Annotated in this window: 17 protein-coding genes; 16 read left to right on the top strand and 1 reads right to left on the bottom strand. The window is 42.4% G+C overall.

Annotated features, from left to right (window positions below; all coding sequences use genetic code 11):
- The first annotated feature begins 112 nt into the window (after positions 1–112).
- The gene (locus tag QM738_RS16520) at positions 113–1,873 is read left to right on the top strand and encodes a cellulase family glycosylhydrolase (RefSeq protein WP_462277835.1); all 1,761 of its coding nucleotides are present in this window, start codon (positions 113–115) and stop codon (positions 1,871–1,873) included.
- Here QM738_RS16520 and dctA read toward each other — a convergent pair.
- On the bottom strand, positions 1,863–3,110 hold the full coding sequence (gene dctA / locus QM738_RS16515) for a C4-dicarboxylate transporter DctA (protein WP_462277834.1): 1,248 nt from the start codon (positions 3,108–3,110) through the stop codon (positions 1,863–1,865). The two genes, QM738_RS16520 and dctA, sit on opposite strands and share 11 nt — an antisense overlap.
- Before the next feature lie 354 nt (positions 3,111–3,464).
- Between dctA and QM738_RS16510 the strand changes: the two genes are divergently transcribed.
- The 15 genes from QM738_RS16510 (at position 3,465) to QM738_RS16440 (ending at position 26,606) form a co-directional block, all read left to right on the top strand.
- A complete protein-coding gene (locus QM738_RS16510) occupies positions 3,465–3,908 on the top strand; it encodes a MaoC family dehydratase (protein WP_462277833.1) in 444 nt (147 codons plus the stop codon).
- On the top strand, positions 3,908–5,071 hold the full coding sequence (locus QM738_RS16505) for an extracellular solute-binding protein (protein ID WP_462277832.1): 1,164 nt from the start codon (positions 3,908–3,910) through the stop codon (positions 5,069–5,071). The genes QM738_RS16510 and QM738_RS16505 overlap by 1 nt, the downstream gene beginning before the upstream one ends.
- Positions 5,068–6,210, top strand: coding sequence for a CaiB/BaiF CoA transferase family protein (locus QM738_RS16500; RefSeq protein ID WP_462277831.1), 1,143 nt, complete (start codon positions 5,068–5,070; stop codon positions 6,208–6,210). Before QM738_RS16505 ends, QM738_RS16500 begins: the two co-directional genes overlap by 4 nt.
- 3 nt (positions 6,211–6,213) lie before the next feature.
- On the top strand, positions 6,214–7,377 hold the full coding sequence (locus tag QM738_RS16495; protein WP_462277830.1) for a CaiB/BaiF CoA transferase family protein: 1,164 nt from the start codon (positions 6,214–6,216) through the stop codon (positions 7,375–7,377).
- A 27-nt stretch (positions 7,378–7,404) separates the two neighbouring features.
- Positions 7,405–8,256 carry an amidohydrolase family protein gene (locus tag QM738_RS16490; protein ID WP_462277829.1) on the top strand — a complete coding sequence of 284 codons (852 nt, stop codon included), beginning with the start codon at positions 7,405–7,407 and terminating at the stop codon, positions 8,254–8,256.
- 18 nt (positions 8,257–8,274) lie between these two features.
- On the top strand, positions 8,275–9,369 hold the full coding sequence (locus QM738_RS16485) for an L-rhamnose/proton symporter RhaT (protein ID WP_462277828.1): 1,095 nt from the start codon (positions 8,275–8,277) through the stop codon (positions 9,367–9,369).
- A 12-nt stretch (positions 9,370–9,381) separates the two neighbouring features.
- Complete coding sequence (locus QM738_RS16480) at positions 9,382–10,449, top strand: Gfo/Idh/MocA family protein (protein ID WP_462277827.1); 1,068 nt, start codon at positions 9,382–9,384, stop codon at positions 10,447–10,449.
- A gap of 92 nt (positions 10,450–10,541) precedes the next feature.
- Positions 10,542–10,757, top strand: a complete 216-nt coding sequence (locus QM738_RS16475; protein ID WP_462277826.1) for a hypothetical protein — start codon at positions 10,542–10,544, stop codon at positions 10,755–10,757.
- A 115-nt stretch (positions 10,758–10,872) separates the two neighbouring features.
- Entirely contained in the window at positions 10,873–11,928 is a 1,056-nt protein-coding gene (locus QM738_RS16470) for a hypothetical protein (RefSeq protein WP_462277825.1), read from the top strand.
- A 33-nt stretch (positions 11,929–11,961) separates the two neighbouring features.
- Positions 11,962–14,619, top strand: coding sequence for an alpha-d-galacturonidase (locus QM738_RS16465; RefSeq protein WP_462277824.1), 2,658 nt, complete (start codon positions 11,962–11,964; stop codon positions 14,617–14,619).
- Positions 14,620–14,726: 107 nt separating this feature from the next.
- The gene (locus QM738_RS16460; RefSeq protein ID WP_462277823.1) at positions 14,727–16,259 is read left to right on the top strand and encodes a glycoside hydrolase family 28 protein; all 1,533 of its coding nucleotides are present in this window, start codon (positions 14,727–14,729) and stop codon (positions 16,257–16,259) included.
- A gap of 209 nt (positions 16,260–16,468) precedes the next feature.
- A complete protein-coding gene (locus tag QM738_RS16455) occupies positions 16,469–19,264 on the top strand; it encodes a glycoside hydrolase family 95 protein (protein WP_462277822.1) in 2,796 nt (931 codons plus the stop codon).
- A 154-nt stretch (positions 19,265–19,418) separates the two neighbouring features.
- Positions 19,419–22,778 (top strand): malectin domain-containing carbohydrate-binding protein, encoded by a 3,360-nt coding sequence (locus QM738_RS16450; protein ID WP_462277821.1) that lies wholly within the window; start codon positions 19,419–19,421, stop codon positions 22,776–22,778.
- Between the two features lie 258 nt (positions 22,779–23,036).
- The gene (locus QM738_RS16445) at positions 23,037–24,023 is read left to right on the top strand and encodes an aldo/keto reductase (protein WP_462277820.1); all 987 of its coding nucleotides are present in this window, start codon (positions 23,037–23,039) and stop codon (positions 24,021–24,023) included.
- 114 nt (positions 24,024–24,137) lie between these two features.
- A complete protein-coding gene (locus QM738_RS16440; RefSeq protein WP_462277819.1) occupies positions 24,138–26,606 on the top strand; it encodes a sugar-binding domain-containing protein in 2,469 nt (822 codons plus the stop codon).
- The last annotated feature ends 144 nt before the right edge of the window (positions 26,607–26,750 follow it).

The raw sequence follows: 26,750 nt of genomic DNA, 5'->3' as shown, positions 1-26,750 counted from the left end.
AGCTGGAAAAGATATACTGACGTATTAATGATGTAGTGTTTAAAACAGTTTTTTAATAGCCAATGATTTTATTTGTATCACGAACCGTTTTATAATTAACGATGTTGCTTTTATGAAAAGAAAAAATAATTGCCTGCTGATCTTACCTAAAATTTTTATTGCAGTATTACTGGTATTGGCGAATGTTCATTCGCAGGCCCAGGGTTTTTTAAAGACCGATGGGCAACGTATCGTGAATGAAAAAGGAGAGAATGTATTGCTGAGAGGTATTGGCCTGGGCGGATGGATGCTGCAGGAAGGTTATATGCTGAAAGTGTACCGCGATGGCCGCCAGCATAAAATAAGGCAGCGCATCGATTCTTTAATTGGCCCTGAAAGAACCAAGGAATTTTATGATGCCTGGTTGGCCAATCATACTACTAAGGCGGATATTGATTCGCTGAAAGAATGGGGCTTCAATTCGGTGCGGCTGCCCATGCACTATAACCTGTACACTTTGGCGGTTAAAGACGAAAAAGTAGCCGGCGAAAATACCTGGCTGAACAAAGGTTTTGAAATGACCGATAGTTTACTGAGCTGGTGTAAAAGCAATGGTATGTATTTGATACTGGACCTGCATGCTGCACCGGGCGGCCAGGGCAATGACCTGAATATTGCCGACAGGGATAATATGCAACCTTCTTTATGGGATAGTGAAGCGGACCAGAAAAAAATGATCGCATTATGGAAAAAACTGGCGGAGCATTATGTGAACGAACCTTATATTGGTGGTTATGATATCATCAACGAACCCAACTGGGGTTTTGATGATCTGAAGAATGATGCTAATGGTACTAAAGAACAACACAATGCTCCACTCAAAAAATTAATGGAAGAAATCACTGCGGCCATCAGGCAAGTGGATAAAAAGCATATCATCATCATTGAAGGCAATGGCTGGGGTAATAATTATAAAGGTATTTTGCCGCCCTGGGATAATAATATGGTGTTGAGTTTTCATAAATACTGGAACTATAATAACACGGCTTCAATACAGCATATACTGGATGCACGCAATACGTATAATGTACCGGTATGGGTAGGCGAAACGGGCGAGAACTCGAATGTATGGTATACACAGGCCATTCATTTATTTGAGACCAATAATATCGGCTGGGCCTGGTGGCCATTGAAAAAGATCGGCAACAACAATCCTTTTGAAGTAAAGATGAACCCCGGTTATGAAAAGATACTGGCTTATTTCAACAGCGGCGCTGCCAAACCCTCGGCTGATGAAGCTTACAATGGATTAATGCAATTAGCAGCTGGTTTAAAAACAGGATCAGTTGTTTTTCATAAAGATGTGATCGACGCCATGTTCCGCCAGCCTTTTACAATGCAAGCCATTCCTTTTAAAAATAATGAAGTGAGTGGCAGCAGCAGCATTGATGCGGCTGATTATGACCTGGGCAGAAATGGCGCTGCTTATATGGACAATGATACTGCCGATTATCATGTATCGGGTGTAAGAAGTGTGGGTAATAAAGGCGGCGTTTACCGCAACGACGGTGTGGATATTACAAGGGATAGTACCGGCGGATACTTTGTAAATAATATGGACAAAGGCGAATGGCTGCAATACACTGTAGTCGTAAAAAAAGCAGGGAATTATAAGCTGGAGTTATTAATGACAGGAAAATCTGCTGCAAAGGTTTCGCTGTATTGCGACGATAAAATGATCGGGACAAATGTTGATGTGCCTGTGATACCGGTTGCCAACAACTGGCAAAAACTAAGCGCTGGTAATTACACGTTGAAAAAAGGAAAACATGTCATCCGCCTGAAAGTAGACGAGGGTGGCTGCAATTTCAAGTCGATACATTTCAGCCTGTAACCGCTTTTTTCTTTTCCACCACGATGCTGTATTGATCGGTGTTGATGGCTTTTTCGCTTTTGGCGATCACCACGGTTGCAACTGTATTGCCAATGATATTGGTAAGCGCCCTTCCTTCGCTCATAAAGCGGTCTACACCTACCAGCAATGCCAATCCTTCCACGGGAATTATTTTTAATGCTGTTAAGGTCGATGTAAGTACTAAAAAACCACTGCCCGTTACTCCTGCTGCACCTTTGCTGGTGATCATTAAAATGGCGATCACGCTTAACTGTTGGCCAATGCTCATATCAACATTAAAAACCTGTGCTAAAAAAATGGTGGCCAGGCTTAAATAAATACTGCTGCCGTCGAGGTTAAAACTATAGCCTGCGGGAATGATCAAGCCTACGACGCTTTTGGAGCATCCTGCCTTTTCCAGCTTTTCCATAATATTGGGCAATACCGATTCGCTGCTGCTGGCGCCCAATACGATCAGTAATTCTTCTTTTATATATACCAGTAGTTTCCAGAGGCTGAAACCATAGAATTTTGCAATAAGATTTAAAATAACAAAGATGAATATAAGACTGGTCAAATAATAGGTGACCAGTAATTTGCCGAGCACGCCCAGGCTTGCAAAACCATATTTGCCTACAGTGAATGCCATACCGCCAAATGCACCAAGGGGGCTTACTTTTATGATGATGTGCAGGACGTTGAAGAGTATCTTATTGATCTTTTCAAAACCGGCAGTGATGGATCTTCCATTTTCGCCCAGTTTTTGCAAACCAATCGCAAATAATACCCCGAAGAAAAGTATCTGCACAATTTCGCCTTTGGCAAATGATTCCACGATGTTAGAAGGTACGATATGCGAAAGGAATTCCAGCCAGTCCATGCTTTGTGCATCGCCTGTTACCACTGGTTTTGCATCATGCGGTAATGGCACGCCGGCACCCGGTTTGATGACATTGGCAGCTATCACGCCCACAATGATGGCCAGCGTGGTCACGATCTCAAAATAGAGCAAACCTTTGCCGCCTACACGACCCACTTTTTTAAGGCTGCCTGAACCCGCAATGCCCAGTACAATGCTGATGAATATGATGGGGCCGATCATCATCTTGATACCATTGATAAAAGTATCGCTGATGATCTTGGCCTTGGGTGCAAATTCGGGGAAATAATGTCCCACCAGCACACCGGCTGCAATGCCGATCAATACTTGCACATATAACAGCTTCAGGTATTTCATATACGAGGGATGCTTTCAACAAATATATTGATTGCGACCGTGAAAATACGGCTTTGCCTCCTAACAACTTAACGGGGACCGTGCTTATATAGTAAAATCTGCCATCATTACAGTAAAACCTTACATTGAAAATCGGGCGGTATGGTTTTAATTTGAAGTTCTGTTTTGCAGGTGTTTTTTATATTAAAAACTTTGCAGGCCAACGATTGTATAACTGTTGTGTTTATGGAGTAAAATTGCTGTATGACTGGATCATTCATATTGCTTCCGTACCTGAAACATCGCTTATTATACAGCATACGATCTTAGCCTGGTTAAAGACGCCATAACTAAACTGCAGGCAACAGACCCGACATGTTTGTAAAAAAGTATTTTGAAGAATTTGAACTGAATGATATACGCCACACCAACGGGCGCACAGTTACCGAAACTGATATTGTAATTCATGCAGGCCAGTCCGGCGATTTTTTCCCCCACCACATGGATGAAGAATGGTGCAAGACCCAACCTTTTAAAAAGCGTATCGCTCATGGTACTTTGATATTTACCATTGCGGTGGGCCTTACTGCCAATGTAATCAACGAAGTGTCGATGACATACGGTTACGAAAGACTGCGTTTTATAAAACCGGTGTTCATTAATGATACGATAAAGGTCACTATCACCATAAAAGATAAAAAGGACCATAAAAAACCGGGGTATGGTTTGGTGACAGAATTAGTAGAAACCTATAACCAGCATAATGAACTGGTAATGGTTTGCGAACATATTTTACTGGTAAACAAAAAAGAAGCGTAATGGCAATTGTATTGCAGGGCATAACATGGGGGCATAGCCGGGGCATCACACCCCTGCTGGCTGCTGCACAGCGTTACAGCGAACTGCATCCCGGTGTGGAGATACAATGGAAGAAACGTACGCTGCAGGAGTTTGCCGATTTCCCGATAGAAAAATTAACAGAGCAATACGATCTTTTGATCATCGATCATCCATGGGTGGGCTGTGCAGCCGCAACCAATTGTGTATTGCCATTGGATGAATATCTTGCTCCTGAATATTTGCAGGATCAGCTGGATCATTCTGTAGGCCGCTCACACGAAAGTTATAATTATAAGAATAAACAGTGGGCGTTGGCCATTGATGCGGCCACGCCTGCGGCCAGTTTTCGTAAAGACCTGCTGCAACAAAATAATACCGCTATCCCGCAGACATGGGAAGATGTAATTGCATTGGCAAAAATGGGTAAAGTGGCGGTACCCGCAATCCCCATTGACCTGCTGATGAATTTTTACAGTTGCTGCATCGCCTGCGGCAAAACGCCTTTTGAAAACGAAGAAGAAGTGATCGATATGGAAACCGGCGTGCAGGCCATTGAAACGATGAAGGAATTGTACTCGCTGGTAGATAAAAAAATGTTCAGCTGCAATCCCATTGCTGTAGCAGAACTGATGAGCAGTACGGATGATTATTGGTATTGTCCTTTTGCTTATTGCTATTCTAATTATTCAAGAACGGGCTATGCAAAAAAACTATTGCACTATGCAGATGTGGTGCAGGTGAACAATAAAAAATTACAAACTACTATTGGCGGAACGGGTATTGCTGTTTCCGCTTTCAGTCAACATAAAGATACTGCGGTGGATTTTGCAGCATGGATCGTATCGCCATCCATGCAACGTACGATGTATGTGCAGCATGGCGGGCAACCGGGGCACCGCAGTGCCTGGACCGATGCAGCTGCCAATGCACTGACCAACGATTTTTTTACAACTGTGTTGCCTGTGATGGACAATGGTTATATAAGGCCACGGTACAATGGTTACTTACATTTCCAGGATCATGCAGGGGCGCCCTTACAGCAATGCCTGATGAATAACAACGATGCTGTTAATACCATAAAAGAAATGAACAGGATATACCAACAAAGCAGGATCAATAAAAAAACAATTGCTGCCTTATGATGGAACTGCCGCTACAAGGATTAGTGGTATTGGAATTCAGCCAATATCTCTCCGGTCCCTCGGCAGGGCTGCGTTTGGCAGATCTTGGTGCAAGGGTTATAAAAATTGAAAGACCTGGTAAAGGTGATGCCGGCAGAAAACTGGCCATTAAGAATTTATGGGTGGATGATAATTCATTACTCTTTCATACCATTAACCGCAATAAAGAAAGTTTTACTGCCGACCTTAAAAATGAAGCAGATATTGCACTCGTAAAAAAACTGGTGGCAAAGGCGGATGTGGTGATACATAATTTCCGGCCCGGTGTAATGGAAAAAACGGGGCTGGGTTACGAAGCGTTGAAGCAGATCAATCCGCGGATCATTTATGCAGTGATATCCGGTTATGGCAAAGAAGGTCCGTGGAAGAATAAACCGGGACAGGATCTTTTGCTGCAATCCATCACCGGCCTTGCATTTACAACCGGTAATGGTACCAATGGGCCTGTGCCATTTGGTATTTCCATTGCGGATATTTTATGCGGTGCACAACTGGTGCAGGGTATACTGGCCGCATTGATAAGAAGACAGAAAAAGAATATTGGTGCATTAATTGAAATAAGTTTGATGGAATCATTGCTTGATTTCCAGTTTGAATTATTGACCACTTACTATGCCAGCAAGCAGCAGCCGCAGCGCAGTAAAGTAAATAATGGTAATCCTTTATTAAGTGCACCTTATGGCATCTATCAAACGGCAGATGGCTATATTGCATTAGCTATGATGGAGATACCGAAATTGGCGGAAGCCATTCAATGCACTGCATTAGCGCATTTTGTGCAGGAAGATGCTTTTAAAAAGAGAGATGAGATCAAACAGGTACTCGCTGATTTTATGATCACGCAGCATTCGGCACATTGGTTATTATTGCTGCAGGCAAAAGGCATGTGGGCGATGGAAGTGCTGGATTGGGAAAAGATGCTGGAGCACGAAGCTTATAAAGTGCTGGAGATGGAACAGGTGATCCATACCGGCAGTAAACAATTGATCACCACCCGCTGCCCGATAAGGATCAATGGGGAAAGGCTATATGCAGATAAGCAGGCGGCACAGGTGGGGGAACACAATAAAAAAATTATCAACGATCTTTCGTTACAATAAACAATGAACTTATTAGACGATATTATTGTAATTGATTTCAGCCAGTTTTTATCCGGCCCTTCTGCAGCATTGCGCCTGGCAGATATGGGGGCACAGGTAATAAAAATCGAGAAACCGGGTACCGGCGATATCTGCCGGCAATTGTATGTTTCGGATGTGATGATAGAAGGAGAATCTACTATTTTTCATGCGATCAACCGTAACAAACAAAGCTATGCAGCCGACCTTAAAGATGCGGACGACCTGGAAAAAATAAAACAGTTACTCACGAAGGCCGATGTGATGATGCACAATTTTCGTCCCGGGGTGATGGAACGTATCGGGTTGGATTATGAAACTGTGAAGCAGATCAATCCTTCGATTATTTATGCAGAGATCAGTGGTTTTGGCAATGAAGGGCCGTGGAAAGACCTGCCGGGGCAAGACCTGTTGCTGCAGGCTGCATCGGGCTTAACATGGTTGAGTAATAATAACAATGAAAGCCCAACACCGATGGGGGTGGCCGTAGTGGATATCATGGCAGGCACACATATTGCACAGGGTATTTTAGCCACCCTGTACAAACGGGCTGTGAGCGGCCAGGGCGCATTAGTGCAGGTGAATATGCTGGAGAGCATTTTAGATTTCCAGTTCGAGGTATTGACTGCCTATTATAATGATGGCAAACAACTGCCGGTACGTGGAGCAGTGAACAGTGCTCATGCGTATATTGCAGCGCCATACGGTATCTATAAAACCAACGATGGCTATATAGCATTGGCGATGAGTGATATTGTTTTGCTGGGAACATTATTGCAATGCGAACCATTGAAACAGTTTAACGACAGCAACGACTGGTTCAACAAAAGGGATGATATAAAGAAGATACTGGCCAATCACTTATTGACCAACAGCACATCAACCTGGTTGGGCGTGCTGGAAAAAGCGGATATATGGTGTGCGCCTGTGATGGATTATGATAAATTAATGCAGCAGGAAGGATATAAAGTGCTGAATATGGAAATAACTGTTACAACGAGTAACGGTTTGGAAGTAACCACTACCCGGTGCCCTTTGCGGGTGGATGGGAATATTTTAAGTGCTGACAGGGGGGCGCCGCAACTGGGCGAACACAATGAAGTGATCGATAAACAATTTGAACTGGAAAAAGTTTTCCAGGAAAAATAAGTACAACGGTTTTATTCTTGCGATGAAATGCAAAAGATAATTGACACACATATTCATGTATGGGATCTGCAGAAAGCTGCATACCCATGGTTGCAAAATGATACCTCTATCCTCAATAAAACCTGGCAGATCGAACAATTAACTCCTGAAATAGATACGGTGGGGATTACCAGTGGTGTACTGGTACAGGCCAGCAGTAATATGGAAGATACTGAACTGATGCTGGATACTGCACGCAACACCAACTGGATAAGCGGTGTGGTGGCCTGGTTGCCATTGATGGATACTGCCAAAACACAGCAGCTTTTAGAAGAAAAATTCCTGCAGGAAAAATATTTTAAAGGTATCCGGCACCAGGTGCATGATGAGCCCAATACCAAATGGTTGCTGCAACCTGCGGTGCTGGACAGTTTAAAACTGCTGGCAGAAAAAGATATCCCTTTTGATGTAGTGGCCGTTTTACCTGCTCATATTGAAACGGCGCTGGAAGTGGCGCACAAGATACCCGCTTTAAAAATGGTATTCGATCATTTGAGCCAGCCACCTATTAAAACAAAAGAAAAATTTGGTATTTGGGGCGAATTGATGCGGACGGCGGCGCAACATAAAAATTTCTATGCAAAAATATCAGGATTAGGTACTACTTCGGGTAGCCATGACAGTTGGTCTGCAGAAGATGTAAAGCCTTATATAGCATTTGCGCTGGAGCATTTTGGCACACAGCGTTGCTTTTGCGGTGGCGACTGGCCGGTATCGCAGCTGGCGGGCAGTTACAGCAAATTGTGGAACATTTATACCACGGTGGTGAACAGCCTGGTGGATCAACAGGAAAGCGAGCAAATTTTTTACAATAACGCACAGCAATTTTACCATCTATAAAAACAACGCAGCTATAAAATGGAATTGATCAACGGGGTTTTATTACATGCTACAGGAGCTTCCAGCGCTGCATTGTGTTATACGCCGCAAAAAAAAGTGATTGGCTGGAGCTGGCAAACTTACTGGCTGGCACAGGCATTTGTATGCTGGCTGGCATTGCCGGTGGTGTTGGCACTGGCAACCATTCCCAACCTGTTCACGGTATTGCAGGAAGCGCCTTCATCTGCTATGATCCATTCTTTTTTATTGGGTATGGCCTATGGCATTGGGGGTACAGCATTCGGTATCGCAATAAGATATGTTGGTTTTTCACTCACTTATGCCATTGCAGTAGGTATCAGTTGTGTACTCGGTACTTTATTACCACCATTGGTGGATGGCAAACTTGGAACCATATTAGAAAGTTACGGTTCCGGTTTCCTGATCTCGGGAATTGTGTTGGGTGCTTTTGGTATTGCATTGTGCGGCATGGCCGGGAGGAATAAAGAAAAGGATATTGAAAAAAATATTGCTGATAAGATCGCGGTAGAAAATATTGGAGGTAATAACAGCGCCGGATCTGCAGATGCCACCAGGTCGACATTTTCATTGGCAAAAGGATTGCCGCTTTGTTTACTGGCTGGTATCTTATCTGCACTCTATGGATTTTCCATTGACCGCGGTCAGCCCATTGCCGAGGTTGCAGCAAAGTATGGTGCAGGCGATCTGCAAGGCAATGTGATCTATATTTTTTCCAACTCCGGGGCATTTGTAACAACCTTATTATATTGTTTGTACCTGCATAATAAACAAAAGACCTTTAAAGAATATTTCGCTGTAGAAAACAAAGGATTGATCATTAATTACCTGATGTCTGCATTAACAGGCTTGCTGTGGTACGGGCAGTTTTTCTTTTACGGACTGGGACATGTGCGCATGGGCAAATACGATTTTTCCAGCTGGGCCATACACATGGTGATGCTGGTATTATTCAGTACCATTGCAGGCCTTGCCATGAAGGAATGGAAAAACTGCAGCGCAAATACTATGCGTTTGTTAATTCTTGCATTACTGGTTTTAATTACTGCCGTATTATTGCTAACTTATGGTAATTACCTGGGAGGAGTTAAATAATTGGAACAAACAATGCAGTATAACAAGCCTTTATCTTCAAAACAATTACCCATTTATATCATTGGTGCAGGTAGCATTATCAATGCGGCGCATTTACCCGCTTACCAAATTGCGGGCTTTACCGTACTGGGTATTTATGATATCGATCATACAAAAGCGGTTGCCACTGCGGCCAATTTTAATATCCCCCATGTTTTTTTCAGTGTGGAAGAAATGGTGAAACATGCACCGGCAAATGCTGTTTTTGATGTAGCTGTTCCCGGTTCGCAAACCATCCCGATATTAAACCAGTTGCCGGAAGGCGCCACCGTATTATTGCAAAAACCTATGGGCGAAAATTATACTGCGGCAAAAGAAATACTGGACCTTACCAGGCAAAAAAAGATCCGTGCAGGTATTAATTTTCAATTGCGTTATGCGCCTTATATATTAGCGGTAAAAGATCTTATACATAAAGGCCTGCTGGGTGAATTGAATGATATTGAAATTAACGTGAACGTGTACACGCCGTGGCATATATGGGATTTTTTACAGGCTGCGCCGAGGGTGGAGATATTGTACCATAGTATTCATTATATCGACCTTGTAAGAAATTTGCTGGGTAACCCGCAATCGGTGTATGCCAAGACCACGAAACATCCTGCCATGCCGCAGTTATCTTCCGTACGAAGTAATATCATTATGGACTATGGCGATATGATAAGGGCGAATATATTGACCAATCATTGCCATAATTACGGCATACCCAAGCAGCAATCCTATATCAAGATCGAAGGCAGCAAAGGCGCTGTTATTATCAACTTCGGGGCGTTGATCAACTATCCAAGAGGAGCAGCGGATAGTTTTGAATTTATATTACTGGAAGAAGGAAAAGAAGCACAATGGCAGAAAAAAGAAATTGAAGGGAGTTGGTTCCCGCATGCTTTTATTGGTAGTATGGATCAAATGATGCAGGCGGCAGAAGGAAAGATCGAACAGCCGGATAATAGTGTGGAGGATTGTATTGATACGATGGCATGTATGGAAGCAGCTTATAAGAGTAGTGAAGAAGGAGGAGTGCCCCTGCCCCCTCCCGCATAGGGCGGGATAAATTCCGGGGAACTTTGATTGTTACTTTATAAGATTTTATAAAACCACTATTAAATTCGATACAATATTTTAAAAAAAATAAAGTGAAATTATTTTCTATCATATCATTACTGTTCCTGCAGCAAATCGTGTCTGCACAACAAATCGCTTTTCCCGGTGCAGAGGGTTTTGGTAAATATGCCACAGGTGGTCGCGGTGGGAAAGTGGTGGCAGTTACTAATCTGAATGATGACGGTGCAGGCAGTTTCCGCAATGCGCTGGAACAATTTCCGGGTGAGCCCTTGATAGTTATTCTTTAAAGTATCGGGTATCATTGAACTGAAAACGAAGATCCAGATCAAACGCAGTAACCTTACTATTGCAGGACAAACGGCGCCGGGTGATGGTATCTGTTTAAAAGATCAGTCGCTTATTTTGAATGGCGCATCTGCAAAAGGTAATCATGGAAATATTATCATCCGCTATATCCGCTCACGTCCCGGCGGTACTTTAAAGACCGGCCTGTATGGATTTGATATGGAGAACTGCCATGATGTGATCATTGATCATTGCAGCTTTAGCTGGGCCAATGAAGAATGTGCTGCTATGTACGATACCAAAAATGTAACGGTGCAATGGTGTATTGTAAGCGAAGGATTGTACGAAGCCGGTCATCAGAAAGGGCATCGCTCGTATGGCGGTGTATGGGGTGGGCAGTATGCAACGTATCATCATAATTTAATTGCACACCAGAACAGCCGTGCGGTTCGCTTTGATGGTGCAAGGGCGCATGATACAATGGCGATCATCGATTACCGCAACAATGTGATTTATAACTGGGGCAATGCCAATGCCTGTTATGGCGGCGAAGTGAATATTGCAGGTGGTGTATCGCAGGTGAATATGGTGAACAATTATTACAAGCCAGGACCTGCCACTGCCAGTGAATTAAAATTTGTGCACGCCAATTACAATGTAAAGGAAGCCAAAGGAACCGGGCAATGGTACCTGGATGGAAATATAATGGAAGGTGATAAGTCATTAACAAAAAACAATTCAAAAGGAGTAGACTTATCAGAACAGAATTATCCAAAAGATGCTATAGTTGAAAAAGCTTTTGATATTACTCTTAACATCCCGGTGCAGAACGCTAAAGAAGCTTATGAAGCGGTATTAAAAAATGCAGGAGCGGTGTTGCCTAAAAGAGATGCGGTGGATGAAAGGGTAGTGAATGAAACAAGAACAGGTAAAGCCACCGGGATGGGCGTGTTTGGTAAAGCAGGCATTATTGATTCACCTGCTGCAGTCGGCGGTTGGGGTGAGTTTAAAAGTGGAGCTGCACCAGTAGATACTGATGAAGATGGAATGCCGGATGAATGGGAAAAGAAAAATGGTTTAAATCCTAATGATGCAAATGACAGCAATAAAGTTGGAACAGATGGATTTACCATGCTGGAAAAATATTTGAATGAGCTTGCAACAGTAAAATGATCTTTTAAGAATAGGTTTTACAGGTAATTAATAATGAATAAATATATCTTCATAGTATTTCTTTTTTTGAATCAACTTGTTTGGGGACAGGTTGGTTTTGGCGATATGGTTACGCCACCAAGAGTAGTATTTGGGATGGACAGAATAGCTGCGGTAGAAAAAAAACTGGGACTGTCGAAAAAAGATCATAGCATTTACTACGATCTTCAACCGGGAAAGAAAGAAGGTTTTTCTATTACTACTAAGGGGAATAAAACTTATATCAAAGGCAGTGATATGACTGGTTTGATGTACGGTTGCCTTGAATTTGCCGATCAGCTGAAAAAGTTAAAAGCGTATCCAAAAGATCTTAATATTACACAAGCGCCGGAAATGGTGTTACGTGGCCAATGCATCGGCCTGCAAAAATCAACGTATCTCCCCGGCAGAAATGTATATGAATATCCTTATACACCTGAAACTTTTCCCTGGTTCTACGATAAAAAATTGTGGCTGCAGGTGCTGGATTCAATGGTGGAGAACCGGATGAATTCTTTATATCTCTGGAACGGGCATCCCTTTGCATCATTGGTAAAATTAAAAGATTACCCTTATGCGGTAGAAGTGGATGATGCTACTTTTAAGAAGAACGAGGAGATCTATCACTTTATTACCACGGAAGCGGATAAACGGGGCATCTGGGTGATACAGATGTTCTATAATATTATTGTATCCAAACCATTTGCGGAATACAATCACATTAAAACACAAGATCGGGAACGGCATATTGTTCCGATAATAGCAGATTATACGAGGAAATCCATTGCAGCATTTGTAGAAAAATATCCGAACGTCGGCCTGATGGTTTGCCTGGGCGAAGCAATGGAAGGAACGGGTAAGGATGATATTGAATGGTTTACCAAAACCATTATACCTGGTGTGCAGGATGGATTAAAAGTATTGGGTAAAAGTGAAGAGCCACCGATCGTTCTTCGTGCACACGATACCGATGCCCCTTCCGTGATGGAAGCTACATTGCCTATTTATAAGAATCTATATACTGAAGCAAAATTCAATGGTGAAGCATTGACCGATCCGAGACCAAGAGGGGAATGGGCAAAGCTGCATCAAACATTAGCGCACCTGGGCAGTGTACAGATAGAGAACGTACATATTATGGCCAACCTGGAACCATTCCGTTATGGTTCGCCGGATTTTATACAGCAAAGTGTTATTGGTATGCACGAAGTGATGGGCGGTAACGGTTTGCATTTATATCCGCAGGCATCTTACTGGGATTGGCCTTACAGCGCTGATAGTGTAAAAGGAAAACGTTTATTACAAATTGAAAGAGACTGGATATGGTATAAGGCATGGAGCCGTTATGCATGGACGGCGCAACGAAACCGTGCAGATGAGATCAATTACTGGGCCAATGCCCTCGCAACAAAATTTGGTTGCAGTAATGCGGATGGAAAAAAAATACTGGAAGCTTATGAACAAAGTGGAGAAATAGCGCCCAAATTATTACGTCGCTTTGGTATCACGGATGGCAACCGGCAAACATTAACTTTAGGTATGCTGATGACGCAGCTCATCAATCCTTACCGCTATGGATTATTTACTTTATTGTATGATGCAGAAAGTCCCGAAGGTGAAATGCTGATACAATACGCAGAAAAAGAATGGAAGCAGGAAAAACATATTGGAGAAACGCCGGTGCAGATCATCAATGAAGTGGAGGCGCATGGTGATAAAGCTGTAAAAGCCATTACAGATGCAGAAAAAGGCATCACTAAAAACAAAGAAGAATTTGCCAGGATAAAAAATGATATGCTTTGCTATAAAGCGCTCGCTTATCATTATGCTGAAAAAGCAATGGCTGCGCTTGGTATACTGCGTTACAAATATTCTGATGATGTAAAAGATCTTGAAAAAGCATTGCCATTATTGGAAAAAAGTGTGACAGATTACAAAGTGTTGGTTGATCTAACCAAAGGGACTTACCTGTACGCTAACAGTATGCAAACGCAGCAGCGAAAAATCCCTATCCGCGGTTCCAACGGTACTTTTAAAACATGGGCAGAAGTATTAGTGCCCTTTGAAAATGAGTTGCAGCATTTTAAGCATAAGATCGATTCTTTGAAAAAAGCACCGGTAAAAATTGCTGCGCAGCAAAATGTTTTATCAAAAGCTACGGTACAGATATTGAATAACAGCAATAAATGGTATGGTATTGATAGTTTGTCGCAACCATTTGCAGATTCTGCTTTGGTGATCGCGGCCGCAGCAAAAGAATTGAAAAATCTGCAGGGGCTGCAATGGTCTTTCCAGCAACAATTGAAAAATGGCACTACTGTCCAGTTTACTAACAGTAAGCCGGTAAAACTTTTAGTGGGCTATTTTAACCCGGTTAAAGCGGCTTTTTCAAAGGATACCACTTTTTTAAAAGCGCCCGAACTGGAAACCAATGCCAGTGCCAATGATTACGGGCAGGCTGAAATTAAAATTGCCAATGCCCTGGTAGTAAAAGGAATGCCACCAGTGAATGTACACAGCTATAGCTTTGCTGCAGGCAATAATACGCTGCAATTACCCAAAGGCATTTGTTTGATATTGGGATTTGTAGATGGGGAACAGGCTATACCATTGTACGATGCAGGATTGACCGAAAGCGGTGCTAAAAAAGAAATAGATTGGTTATTTGAATAACCACCAAGGCACTAAGATTGAAAAGCGTCACAAAGTTACATGCTACTTTGTGTTTCTTGGAGGCATCGTGTCTTTGTGGTAAAAACTTACTTAATAAAAAGATATACATGATGAAAAGATGGATGATCGTTTTACTGTCCGCCTGTTTTTACACAGCATCCCATGCACAACAATTTTACGACGTAACAAAATTCGGAGCCAAAAAAGACAGCAGTGCCAAGGCAACAGCCGCTATAAAAAAAGCTATCGATGCAGCCTCTAAAGCAGGCGGTGGTACCGTGTATTTCCCTGCTGGAAAATACCTGACCGGGCCGATCCATTTAAAAAGTAATATCACCATTTTTATAGATGCCGGCGCGGAACTGCATTTCAGTGATGATTATGATGATTACCTGCCGATGGTGGAAAGCCGCTATGAAGGGGTGGATGTGTATAGTTTTTCCCCTTTGTTCTATGCTTACAAAGCAGAGAATATTACGATCAGGGGAAGAGGAAAAATAAACGGACATGGCCAAAAATGGTGGAACTATGTTTTGAATTTTCCAAAAGACCAACCCAGGAATAAGTGGCAGCTGGCATTTGATGCCGCTAATAAAAACATACTGCTGACGGATGATTCTGCCCAGATGAAAAGAGGGTTTCTGCGTCCGCCATTTATTCAACCGATGTATTGTAAAAATGTGCTGATAGAAGGTATCACCATCACCAATTCTCCTTTCTGGACGATCAATCCTGAATTTTGTGAGAATATTACTGTGAATGGAGTGACCATTGACAACCCGCTTTCTCCCAATACAGACGGAGTGAATGCAGAGTCTTGTAAATATGTGCATGTATCTAATTGTCATATCAGTGTGGGTGATGATTGCATTACGATCAAATCAGGTAAAGACCTGCCGGGCAGGTTAAAGAATGCACCGGCTGAAAATTATACCATTACCAATTGTACCATGCTGAACGGACATGGCGGTGTGGTGATCGGCAGCGAAATGAGTGGTGGCGTAAAAAAGATCGTGATCAGCAATTGTGTATTTGATGGTACCGACAGAGGGATCCGTATCAAAACAACCCGTGGCCGTGGTAATGTGGTAGAAGATATCCGTGTGGATAATATTGTAATGAAAAATATTAAACTACAGGCAATAGTACTGGATATGCAATACAGTAAAGTGCCTCCAGAACCGGTAAGTGAGCGTACGCCTGTATTCAGGAATATACGGTTAAGTAACATTACCGCATACACGAAGCAGGCAATGTATATTAATGGGCTGGATGAAATGCCGGTGCAGGAAATAAGCCTGAACGATATCGTATTTGAAGCAGAGACGGGCATCACGATCAAAAATGCGAGAGACATTGAATTGCATAATGTAAGAGTAAACACCAAAAGCGGCAGCGCTGTACAGGCAGAAAAAACGCAACGGCTGGATATTGATGGCGTGACCGCTGCAAAGCCCATTGCCGATGCGCCGTTGATAAAACTGAATAATGTGCAGGAAGTGTTGATACGCAATTGCTGGCCTTTTGCAGGCACCAGACAATTTGCATTGATCAACGGGACGGATACGAAGAATGTGAAATTAATGAATAATGAATTGGGAGATGCGATGGTGGTTTGGGGAGATGAGGTGAAGAGGTGATTTTAGATTTTAGATTTTAGATTTTAGATTTTAGATTTTAGATTGATTTTTTGGAAATGCAAGGTACAAAGTCATAATAACTTCCTTTCCGAATGCATCCCGTCCCGTAGGGACGATTCATGGGTAGAACGATGGAGTGTGGGTGGGTTTTCGTTCCGTAGGAACGTTTGGTGTTTGTGCAGAACATAATACAACGTAACAGTATTACAATGATGATGAACAAAAAAAAATATTGGATTGCCATTTTAATATTGGTGGTTGCAAACATTTGTCGGGCGCAGCAATTAAAATTATGGTACCAACAACCAGCCATGAAATGGACGGAAGCATTGCCGGTTGGCAATGGCCGTATCGGCGCCATGTTATTTGGAGGAGTAGAGAGTGACCGCATCCAGTTCAATGAAGCAACATTATGGTCGGGAGGGCCGAGGAGTTATAGCAGGCCGGGCGCCTATAAATATCTGGACAGCATCCGCCACTTGCTTTTTGCCGGTAAACAGAAAGAAGCAGAAGCGCTGGGTGAAAAAGAATTTATGGGGCTGAAAAGTTTTGAAGCTGAAAAAACAAGCTGGATCAATAAGGTAACAGCAGAAAAAAAGTATGCAGCTGAAAATTTTGATGACAGCAAATGGAAAACCATGACTGTACCCAGTTGGGATGGCTGGGAAACGGTAGGTTTTGAAGGATTGGATGGTGCAGTGTGGTTAAGAACAAGTTTTGTATTACCGGATAACTGGGAAGCCACGGATATGGTAGCAGATTTTAACCGTATCAGGGATAATGATTACAGTTTTATAAATGGGCAGTTGGTAGGCAGCCAACAAAATACGGAAGGAAGAAAGTATACAGTAGCAAAAAATATCTTACACAAGGGCACGAATACTGTAGCCATACTGGTGTTGAATTTTTCTAATAAAGGCGGTATTTATGGATACAAGGATACGGCTAATCATATCGGTATTTATCCTGCAGGAAATGAAAAAACAAAAATTTCGCTGAACGGGCAATGGAAATATACCGTGGTGGATGATGATCCTCCACTGGTAGGCGCTTACCAGGCCGACTATCAGCCCTTTGGTGACCTGTACCTGCAGTTTGATAACAGCAATGGATACACGAATTATAAAAGAGAACTCGATATTGCCAATGCTGTGGCTGCAACATCCTATTCACTGAATGGAGTGGATTATAAAAGAGAATATTTTGTATCAGCGCCCAACCAGGCATTGGTGATCGGTCTTACAGCCAGTAAAAAAGCCAGCCTGAGTTTCAGTGCATTGTTGAGCAGCCCTCACCGGAATTACAGCGTTGTAAAACTGGACGACAATACCCTCGTACTTTCTGTAAAAGTTAGAACAGGCGTATTGCAGGGGAAAAGCTACCTGCAGGTAGTCTTGAAAGGCGGCAGTTTAAAAATCGATAATGGAAAATTGCAGGTAAGCAATGCCGACGAAGCTACGGTCTATTTAACTGCCGGTACCACGTTTAAAAATTATCACGATGTTACTGCCGATGCTGCAAAGCCATGCATTGCGGCATTGCAATCAGTTAAAGGAAAAACATACAGTCAATTAAAAACGGCCCATATCAATGAATATAAAAAATGGTTCAGCACTTTTTCTATTCAGTTAGGAGAAGATAAGAACAGTTCTTTGCCAACAGATCTGCGGTTGAATAATTTCACGAATGGTGGTGATCCTGCATTTGCGGCTTTGTATGTTCAGTATGGAAGATACCTGCTCATCTCTTCATCAAGGCCGGGAACAGGCCCTGCTAACCTGCAGGGCATCTGGAATGATCTTACCAATCCACCATGGGGTAGTAAATACACCACAAATATCAACCTGGAAATGAATTACTGGCCTGCAGAGTTATTGAATATGTCGCCTATGACAGAGCCATTGTTCAAAATGATCGAAGAATTATCTGTAACAGGAAAGCAGACGGCTAAAGATCATTACAATGCACCGGGTTGGGTATTGCATCATAATACAGACGAATGGAGAGGCACGGCGCCGATCAATGCTGCCAATCATGGCATCTGGGTAACCGGCGGAGCCTGGTTGTGTTTGCATTTGTGGGAACATTATTTATTTACGCAGGATAAAGTTTTTTTAAAGAACAAAGCTTATCCTGTTATGAAGGAAGCTGCATTGTTCTTTAATAGTTTTTTAGTGAAGGATCCTGTAACAGGTTATTTGATCAGTGCGCCCGGTAATTCGCCCGAGCATGGTGGGTTGGTTGCCGGACCCACGATGGATCACCAGATCATCCGGAATCTATTCAGTAATGTAATAGCTGCAGCGGCGCTTTTAAATACGGATGCTGATCTGAGTAATACTTTAAAAGAAAAAACCAAACAGATAGCGCCCAATAAGATTGGCAAATATGGTCAGTTGCAGGAATGGATGAATGATGTAGATGACCGTAATGATAAACACCGGCATATCTCTCATTTATGGGGCATGTATCCGGGCAGTGAAATTAATTACGATGCCACGCCGGAAATGATGAATGCAGCGAAGCAATCTTTATTGTTCCGCGGCGATGAGGCCACCGGTTGGAGCCTTGCCTGGAAGATCAATTGCTGGGCGAGGTTTAAAGATGCGGAGCATACGTATACCATGATAAAAATGTTGCTGAGCCCGGTAACAACAGGAGCCGGTAGTTATCCCAACCTGTTTGATGCTCATCCACCATTCCAGATAGATGGGAATTTTGGTGGCGCTGCAGGTATTGGCGAAATGCTGCTGCAATCGCATACACAGTACATTGATATCTTACCTGCATTGCCTGCAGCATTTGCAAATGGAGAAGTAAAAGGTATTTGCGCAAGAGGAGGCTTTGTGATGAATATGAAATGGAAGAACGGTCAGCTTGAAAAACTTAAAGTAACATCAAAAGCGGGGATGCCATTGTTGTTGCGATATAGAGGTAAAGAGAAAAATCTGGTAACAGTTAAAAACGGGGTTTATACATTTGATGAGGCGCTTAATAAATTATAACGAATTTTTTTCACGCAAAGCGGCAAAGGTGCAAAGAAATACATTTCGCCAACTTTGCTTGTTTGCTTCTTTGCGTCTTTGTGTGATACCCACACTTGTACTTTTCTTTTTCTGCTCATCAATACATGCACAACAAAATATCCGCGAAGATATTTTGCTTAACGAAGATTGGCATACAACTACGCCAACACAGCCATTGAAAAAATTTCCATACGATCTCGGTAACTACTATTGGTCGCCGGTAGATTTGCCCGATAACAAGGATACCTATGGAGGTTACAGGAGATTATTACATGGTAACGAGCACGGCACTGTCTGGTACAGAAAAATGTTACGGATAGTGCAGCCGAATAAAAAGCGCAGAAATTTTTTATTTTTCGAAGGCGTAGGTTCTTATGCAAAAGTATATGTGAATGACGTACTGGTTGGTGAACATGCAGGAGGAAGAACAACATTCACTATTGATGTAACCGAGATATTAAAAACCAATGGCACTTATAATGAAATTTTAGTGGAAGCCAAACATCCTGCAAATATTAAAGACCTGCCCTGGGTTTGCGGCGGCTGCAGTGATGAAAGAGGTTTTTCGGAAGGTTCACAGCCGATGGGCATTTTTCGTGCGGTGCATTTAATTGTAACCAATGATGTACGTATAGAACCATTTGGTGTTCATGCATGGGCTGAGATAAAAAATAATAACGCCATTTTATCTGTCAACACAACGATAAAGAATTATTCGCAGCAAAATAGAAAACTTACAATTGTACAGCAATTGATTGATGCAACGGGAAAACTTGTGAAAGAAGTTGCCATGCAACAAGAACTAAAAATAAAAGATTCCATTACTGTTTTACAAAATGAAATTGTTGTAACAAACCCCAACTTATGGAGCGTGGGTAATCCTTATCTCTATAAAATTATTTCACTCATTAAAGAAAATAACCTGATCGTTGATAAAGCGGAAACAGATTTCGGCTTTAGAACTATCAACTGGAAAACGGCGTCGCACCAGTTTTTATTGAACGATAAACCGGTTTTTATAAACGGTATAGCTGAATATGAACATTTGCTGGGGGGAAGCCATGCGTTCAGCAATGAAGAGATCGTTGCGAGAATGAAATGGATACAATCGGCGGGCTTTAACGCTTTCAGAGATGCACATCAGCCGCATAATTTATTATATGGAAAATTGTGCGATGAAAAAGGGATACTGTGGTGGACACAATTTTCTGCACATATCTGGTATGATACAAAAGCATTCCGCGAAAATTTTAAAACGCTGCTGAGGGAATGGGTAATAGAAAGAAGGAATGACCCTGCAGTGATATTATGGGGATTGCAGAATGAAAGCAAACTACCCAAAGATTTTGCCGCGGAATGTACTGCCATCATCCGCTCGCTCGATCCTACTGCATCATCACAACGCTTGATCACCACCTGTAATGGCGGCGAAGGTACTGACTGGGATGTGCCGCAGAACTGGACGGGCACTTATGGTGGTAATCCGGGTACTTATGGCAATGATCTGAAGAAACAGGTATTAGTGGGTGAATATGGCGCCTGGCGTACATTAGACCTGCATACCGAAGGTGGATTTGTGCAAAACGGCCCTGTAAGCGAAGACCGGATGACCTTGCTGATAGAACAAAAAATTCGTTTAGCCGAAAGCGTTAGAGACAGTGTTGCGGGCCAGTTCTTCTGGTTGCTTACTTCGCACGATAACCCGGGCAGGGCACAGGGCGGCGAAGGTTTGCGGGAACTGGACAGGGTTGGCCCGGTGAACTATAAAGGTTTGCTGACGCCCTGGGAAGAACCCACCGATGCTTATTACATGTTCCGCAGTAATTATGTGCCGGGTAAAAAAGACCCGATGGTCTATATTGTTTCGCATACATGGCCCAACCGCTGGATGCGGCCGGGGATCAAAGACAGCATCATTGTGTATTCCAATTGTGATGAAGTGGAACTGTTTAATGATATTGATAATGCTTCACTGGGTAAAAGAAAAAGAAATGGCATCGGTACGCATTTTCAATGGGATAAAGCGGATATAAAATACAATGTTTTGTATGCTGTTGGATATATAGATGGTAAAGCGGTGGCAAGAGATACGCTCACCTTATTTCATTTACCGCAGGCCCCGGGCTTTGATAAATTATATACAGGCACAAAACCGGTTACAAAACCCGTTGAGGGAACTTCTGCTTCTTATAATTATATGTACAGGTTGAATTGCGGTGGTGGTATTTATTTTGACGAGCATGGGAATCAATGGTGGCCGGATATAGAAAATCTCCAGTCGTGGGGAAATGATTTTCCGGAGGTGCCAAAGAATTTTGCTAACCAGCGAAGGGTTTTTACACCGGTAAAAGGAACGAAGGACTGGAAGCTGTTTCAATCTTTTCGTTATGGAAAAAAGCTCAGGTACAACTTTAAAGTAAAGAATGGGGATTACCTGGTAGAGTTATATTTTATTGAGCCCTGGCTGGGTGTTGGCGGAACTGTTGATGCTGCAGGAATGCGTTTGTTTGATGTGACAATAAATAATAAGGTGGTTATTAAAGACCTTGATATATGGCATGAAGCAGGTAATAATACCGTATTGAAAAAAACTGTTGAAGTACAGGTGAAGGACGGCATATTGAATATTGACTTTCCACCGGGTAAAGCAGGCGAAAGTCTCATTTCAGCAATCGCGATCGCTGAAATAAATCACGAGGGAATTAAAATAGATGTTAAAAGAGGCGCTGAAATGAATGCATGGCTGGATATCGGTGATGCCGTTTTTGCGCATAACGATATTCAGTTCAATTCATTACCCCCGGAATTGTTTGGCGCTTACTGGGTGCAACTGGATTCGCTGAAAGCTGTAAAAGAACTGTCCTATGTTTCTGAAGGGAAAACGGAATTGTTTATTGGCATAGAAGATGGATATGAGGACAAGTTATTATTGGAAGGTTTTACAGATAAAAAAAATTATATTGTAACAGATCAAAATGGAGGCACGAGGTACCGGGTATATTCAAAACGGTTTGCAGATACTGAAAAGAAATCTTTTTCCGTCAATGAGCATGTGCTCGTTTGCATGCAGGCGGTAAATAATATGCAGCCTGCTTACGATCTTAAACCAACGGCTTCTTATCGTCCTGATAAAGCAAAATTGAATGGCGATGGATTTGTAAGATCGACCGTTAATGAAAAGGAAACGATCACATTTAAGCAAAATAAAACTTCCATCGACTGGAATATCAATATCGGTGCCGCAGATATTTATTCCCTGAACATCCGTTATGCGAATCCTGCGGAGAAAAATTTAAACGGTACCCTGCAAATAATTATGGCAGACGGTACGGTTATGAAGAGCGAAAAAATTATTTTTACGCCTTCTAAACCAGGCAAGTGGAATTATATTGCTACTAATAGTGGATCGATGATCAATGCGGGGAATTATGTGATCAGGATTGTTGCAGATGATGCGGTTGGTGTGGGTGTTTCGGGTTTGGATATTCAGTAACAAGGTCAGACGTGGGCGTCAGACCTTGTGAGGATTTTTGTGGATGATGCGGTTGGTGTGGGTATTCCAGGTTTGGACATTCAGCAACAAGGTCAGACGTGGGCGTCAGACCTTGTGGGATGATTGCAGATGATGCGGTTGGTGTGGGTGTTTCAGGTTTGGATATTCAGTAACAAGGTCAGACGTGGGCGTCAGACCTTGAAAGTTATCATAAACATGGTCTGACGCCTCGTCTGACCATGTCAAAATAAAATAACTATGCAATTCAGAACATTAGGAAAAACGGGATTCAACATTTCCGCCATCAGTTTAGGAACCTGGCAGGTAGGCGGCAAATGGGGCGCTGCTTTCAGCGATAATAATGCAGATGAGATATTGAATAAGGCTATTGACAGCGGCATCAATTTTATTGACACGGCCGATGTGTATGGTGATGGACTAAGTGAAAAAGCTGTCGGCAGGTTGGTGAAAAACCGCAAAGAAAAAATTTATGTGGCTACCAAATGTGGCCGGCAGATACAGCCGCATGTGAACGAAGGATACACGGTTGAAGCGTTAAGAAAATTTGTAGAGAACAGTCTTGCCAATATGCAATTGGAAACCCTTGATCTTATTCAATTGCATTGCCCGCCTACAGCGGTGTATTACCGCCCCGAAATTTTTGAACTGTTTGATAAATTAAAACAGGAAGGAAAGATACAACACCTGGGTGTGAGCGTTGAAAAAGTAGAAGAAGCTTTGAAGGCCATTGAATATGATAATGTAACAACGGTGCAGATCATCTTCAATATGTTCCGTCAAAGACCGGCGCAATTATTTTTCAATGAAGCAAAGAAGAAAAATGTCGGCATCATTGTACGGGTGCCATTGGCCAGCGGGTTGCTTACCGGAAAATTTTCTGCATCCACAGATTTTGCATCCGGCGATCACCGCCAGTTCAACCGCAATGGCGAAGCATTTGATAAAGGCGAAACTTTTTCCGGTATTGAATATGAAAAAGGGATTGCTGCTGTGGAAGCGCTTAAAAAAATATTCCCGGGACAAACCAATTTAGCACCCATTGCATTAAAGTGGATACTGCAGTTTGATGCAGTGAGCTGCATTATTCCCGGAGCATCTACTGTAAACCAGGTGGATTCCAATCTCAGTGCAATGGATATACCTGCTTTAATGCAAGAGCAGTTGAAGGCGGTGCAGGAAGTATATGAACAATATATAAAACCTGCTGTGCATCATTTGTGGTAACAAGGAAAACTGGTCTTTCTGTACCGTAGGTACAAATTGTTGGTAACAACAAACTATAAAAGGTAACAGCGTGCTGTAGGCACGACTTGTGCTTTTGTAACAACGAAATTCGAAATGAAAAAATACCTTCTTATAGCCCTCATCCTGCTCACTCAACTGCTGCAGGCGCAACGTGCTACCATTAACTTTAATAAAGACTGGAAATTCAATTTAGGTAATGATAGTCTTGCCGTAAATAGTAACTATGATGATACCAAATGGCGCTCACTGAATTTACCGCACGACTGGAGTATTGAAGGCAATTTTTCGAAGGAGCATCCTGCTACTAACCAGGGTGGTGCATTGCCCGGTGGCATTGGCTGGTACCGTAAAACGTTTACGCTGCCCGCTGCTGATCAAAATAAAAATGTAAGCATTGAGTTTGATGGTGTATACAGGAACAGTGAAGTGTGGATCAATGGACATTATCTCGGTAAGCGGCCTTATGGATATATTTCTTTCAGTTATGATCTTACCAGGTATTTAAGACCCGGTAATGAGAAAAATGTAATTGTGGTTAAAGTAGACAATTCGCAACAACCCAATTCCAGGTGGTACAGTGGCAGTGGTATTTACAGGGATGTGCGATTGACCTGCAGGAATGTAATATCTTTTGAACAGTTACCTTTTTACACTACTGGTTTATTTACTCCCGAACACGGGCAATGGAAAAAATATGAATATGCAGATACCGGGGTTATCTATGGTGATGTGCATATGGGTACGATCGCTATCAGTAATTTTTCTCATAAAAATGAAAAGGTACAAATTGAATTCCTTATAAAAGATGCAAACGGCCAGCTGCTGAACAGCTGTAAATATACCGTGCGTGCAGATACCGGCTGGGGCAGCCTAATCAGGTTTGACAGAACAGATGGATTGTGGGGAGTGCCCAAACCAATTTTGTGGTCGCCGGAAAATCCTTACCTGTACAAAGCAATTGCAAAAATATATTTTGAAAATAAAATGGTGGATGAAGTAACCACTTCGATCGGGTTCAGGAGCACGGAGTTTAAAACCGATAAAGGCTTTTTTCTGAATGAACAGCACTATAAAATTAAAGGTGTTTGTATGCACCACGATTTAGGCGCTTTAGGGGCTGCGTTCAATATTGCAGCAGCGAAGCGGCAATTACAATTGTTGAAGGCAATGGGTTGCAATGCCATCCGCACCGCACACAATCCGCCGGCGCCACAGTTTTTAGACCTTTGTGATGAAATGGGTTTTTTAGTGATGGACGAAGCGTTTGATATGTGGAATAAAAAGAAAAACAAGTTTGATTACAGCAAAGATTTTAAAGCATGGTATGCAACAGATCTTGCAGATATGGTGCAAAGAGACCGGAATCACCCTTCTGTTTTTATGTGGAGCATTGGTAACGAGATAAGAGAACAGTTTGATTCTGCCGCGGTAAACTTTACCAAAGAACTGGTAAGCATTGTTAAAGCAAATGATCCAACAAGACCTGTTACTTCGGCTATGACGGAAACTGTTTTTGCAAAGAATTTTATTGCACAATCCAATGCGCTGGATGTGCTGGGTTTTAATTACAAGGATTATGATTACGACAGTTTGCCCCAGCGTTTTGCCGGACAGAAATTGATCGCATCCGAAACGGTATCAGGGTTGGCAACCAGGGGTGTTTATCAATTTACTTCGGATACGGATCGTATATGGCCACCCAATTACAAAGTGCAGGATACTTTTAAAGCCAATAAAGATCTTACCTGTGCAGCTTATGATAATACCTATGCTTACTGGGGTAATACGCATGAAAAAGCATGGGCCGCTGTAAAAAAACGCGATTTTATTGCAGGTACTTTTGTATGGAGCGGTTTTGATTTTATTGGAGAGCCTGTGCCTTATCAATGGCCTGCACGCAGCAGTTACTATGGCATCATCGACCTGGCTGGTTTTCCAAAAGATGTGTACTATATGTATCAAAGTGAATGGACTACAAAACCTGTACTACATATTTTTCCGCACTGGAACTGGAATAAAGGCGACACCGTGGATGTATGGGCTTATTACAATAATGCCGATGAAGTGGAATTGTTCTTAAACGGCCGATCACTGGGCAGCAGAAAAAAAACAGGTGAGGCATTGCATGTAATGTGGCGGGTGCCTTATGAACCAGGTATCGTAAAAGCTGTTGCTAAAAAAAATGGAGCAACTGTTTTGGTAAAACAAATACAAACAGCAGGAGCGCCTGCAAAGATCGTATTGGGTACGGATAAGAATGTGTTGAAAGCCAATAGTGATGATCTTGCATTCATCACTGCAACGATAGTGGACAGTAAAGGCAATATTGTACCCGGTGCACAAAATCTGCTGCAATTTTCCATTGCAGGCAACGCAGGCATTGCTGCCACCGATAATGGATATGAGGCTGATACGGTTTCTTTTGGCAGTACAAAACGAACTGCCTGGAAAGGTATGGCCCTGGCTATCATAAAAACAGGTGCAAAAAAGGGAAATAGTACATTAACCGTTCGCAGTGCCGGTTTACCTGCTGCCAGCATCCGGCTGAAAATAGCTGATTGAGAACGTTTTTGCCCCTTGAAAAGCAATTATTTATTTTCCCCAAATAGTAAAATCTTACATCATTTTAGCAAAACCTTACATTGTTGTGCCTATAGGGTACCTGTACCTTTAGTCTGATAAATGATAGTTCTACCCGCTCATTTG

The sequence above is a fragment of the Ferruginibacter sp. genome, from assembly GCF_049840995.1.
Lineage (GTDB): Bacteria > Bacteroidota > Bacteroidia > Chitinophagales > Chitinophagaceae > Ferruginibacter.
This window is presented reverse-complemented; position numbering and strand designations above follow the sequence as displayed.

Bases quoted from the DNA above. Each gene is read 5' to 3' on its own strand.
- QM738_RS16445 (WP_462277820.1), top strand. From the start codon at position 23,037: ATGCAATTCAGAACATTAGGAAAAACGGGATTCAACATTTCCGCCATC.
- QM738_RS16490 (WP_462277829.1), top strand. From the start codon at position 7,405: ATGCAAAAGATAATTGACACACATATTCATGTATGGGATCTGCAGAAA.
- QM738_RS16440 (WP_462277819.1), top strand. From the start codon at position 24,138: ATGAAAAAATACCTTCTTATAGCCCTCATCCTGCTCACTCAACTGCTG.
- dctA (WP_462277834.1), bottom strand. From the start codon at position 3,110: ATGAAATACCTGAAGCTGTTATATGTGCAAGTATTGATCGGCATTGCA.
- QM738_RS16505 (WP_462277832.1), top strand. From the start codon at position 3,908: ATGGCAATTGTATTGCAGGGCATAACATGGGGGCATAGCCGGGGCATC.
- QM738_RS16485 (WP_462277828.1), top strand. From the start codon at position 8,275: ATGGAATTGATCAACGGGGTTTTATTACATGCTACAGGAGCTTCCAGC.
- QM738_RS16460 (WP_462277823.1), top strand. From the start codon at position 14,727: ATGATGAAAAGATGGATGATCGTTTTACTGTCCGCCTGTTTTTACACA.
- QM738_RS16480 (WP_462277827.1), top strand. From the start codon at position 9,382: ATGCAGTATAACAAGCCTTTATCTTCAAAACAATTACCCATTTATATC.
- QM738_RS16500 (WP_462277831.1), top strand. From the start codon at position 5,068: ATGATGGAACTGCCGCTACAAGGATTAGTGGTATTGGAATTCAGCCAA.
- QM738_RS16520 (WP_462277835.1), top strand. From the start codon at position 113: ATGAAAAGAAAAAATAATTGCCTGCTGATCTTACCTAAAATTTTTATT.
- QM738_RS16465 (WP_462277824.1), top strand. From the start codon at position 11,962: ATGAATAAATATATCTTCATAGTATTTCTTTTTTTGAATCAACTTGTT.
- QM738_RS16455 (WP_462277822.1), top strand. From the start codon at position 16,469: ATGATGATGAACAAAAAAAAATATTGGATTGCCATTTTAATATTGGTG.
- QM738_RS16510 (WP_462277833.1), top strand. From the start codon at position 3,465: ATGTTTGTAAAAAAGTATTTTGAAGAATTTGAACTGAATGATATACGC.
- QM738_RS16495 (WP_462277830.1), top strand. From the start codon at position 6,214: ATGAACTTATTAGACGATATTATTGTAATTGATTTCAGCCAGTTTTTA.